We start from the raw sequence: 1,771 nt of genomic DNA, 5'->3' as shown, positions 1-1,771 counted from the left end.
TATCACTTTCCCGTCAATCAGCTTGCCCCTTCCGACCGGAACGCCGTAAGCTGCAAAGATATGAGAAAACGTACTGTATACGTCGCTCTCTTTTCCTCCCGCAAAGTAAGCACCAACGCCGATCGTATCTTTTTGACCGTTGCCATCAGGATCCTGATTGGCAAATGCTTTTAACACCGTATAGTATTCATCGATCGTCTTCGGAACGGGCAGCTTCAATTTATCCAGCCAGTCTTTACGAATGGTCAAAGCGTTTCCGAATCCCCAACCACGCGGAATGGCATACACTTTGCCATCAACTTGAGCAGCGCCTTTTAATATGGAACCCTTGTTTTCCGTAACGTTTTTCCCATAGGTCTTCATTAAATCATCCATAGGAATAATCACTTGATTACTGACCAGATCTTTGATTTTCGCTTTATTCGGGTTCAGGAACGCATCGGGCATATCATTTGACGCGATCATCGTATTTAATTTCGTTTCCAAGTCCGGAGCATCCACGGCCAAAAACTGGACATTCACACCCGTTCTTTTGCGGATTTCCTGGACTACCGTGTTATCTTCAGGAAAGTTAGTCGTCTTGTCGATCAAAATTCGTACCGTTACCGGTGCTGCGGGTTTGCTGCTTTCACCTGGTTTATTACTTTCTTTGCCTGTGGTCCCTGGAACAGAGCAAGCGACCGTACTCATCATTATCACGCTGATTAAACTAAAAGTGACTGTCTTCTTCAATTTCACCATATATATACCCCCCTAAGTAATGTATCTATTTGTAGAGCATACCTATCGCTCTTCAAAATCTAACCTTTGATGGATCCAACCATGACGCCTTTGACGTAATATTTTTGCAAAACGGATACACGATCAGCATCGGAATCACGGAAACAACAACCGTAGCCATTTTGACCGATTCTTCCGTGACCAATCCGATTGAGGCAGCAAAGTTATCCGTCCCCTGGACCTGCTGTAACGAGCTGCTCTGCAGCATCGTTCGCAAAAACACTTGAAGTACTTGTTTGGCATCGGAGTTGATGTAAAGAATAGCATCAAAATACGAGTTCCAATGGGCTACTCCGTAAAATAAAGCGATTGCGGCGATGACGGGACCCGAAACGGGTAGGATGATCGAAAATAAAATGCGCATCGGAGCAGCTCCATCGATGTTTGCCGATTCTTCGAGCTCGGCGGGTAAGCTCTGAAAGTAATTTTTTAAAATAATCAGGTTCCATGCACTGAGAGCGCTTGGGATAATGAGCGACCAAATCGAATCGATCAAACCGAGCTCTTTGACAATCAAGTAAGTCGGGATCATCCCCCCGCTGAACAGCATTGTGAAAAAAATCATGAGCGTTATGAAGTTTCTTCCCACAAATCTTCGAATGGATAGGGGGTAAGCCAACATGGCGGTCAACACAATATTGATCGCAGTTCCTATAACTAAGCGGAAAATGGAGTTTCCATAAGCATAATAAATCCCTTTGCTATGAAGCAGCAGCTCATATGAAGTGAGAGAAAAACCTTTCATCCATAAAAATAGCCCTCCACCCATAGCTAGCTTTGGATCACTCAACGAATACATCAGCACATGCCAAAATGGATACAAGGTAACGATCGATACCAGCAGCATGCCTACATTCAAAATGAAATACCATAAACGTTCCCCAAATGACTCTCTCACCAGGTGAACCTCCTTCCTACGAAATCGGTTACATCAAACCACTATCAGAATCAATTTTTTTCGACAATAAAGTTTGTAAATAAACTAGGACTA

General features: G+C 43.7%; 2 protein-coding genes. Both read right to left on the bottom strand.

The genetic code is table 11. The annotated features are described in order from the left end of the window. Positions 1–741: extracellular solute-binding protein (locus tag FU659_RS34840; RefSeq protein WP_222708726.1), on the bottom strand; the 741-nt coding region annotated here is incomplete at its 3' end. Between the two features lie 52 nt (positions 742–793). Beyond that, positions 794–1,678 (bottom strand): carbohydrate ABC transporter permease, encoded by an 885-nt coding sequence (locus FU659_RS34835; protein ID WP_147951719.1) that lies wholly within the window; start codon positions 1,676–1,678, stop codon positions 794–796. Positions 1,679–1,771 lie beyond the last annotated feature (93 nt).

This window comes from Paenibacillus sp. N3.4 (assembly GCF_008017805.1).
GTDB lineage: Bacteria > Bacillota > Bacilli > Paenibacillales > NBRC-103111 > Paenibacillus_E.
This window is presented reverse-complemented; position numbering and strand designations above follow the sequence as displayed.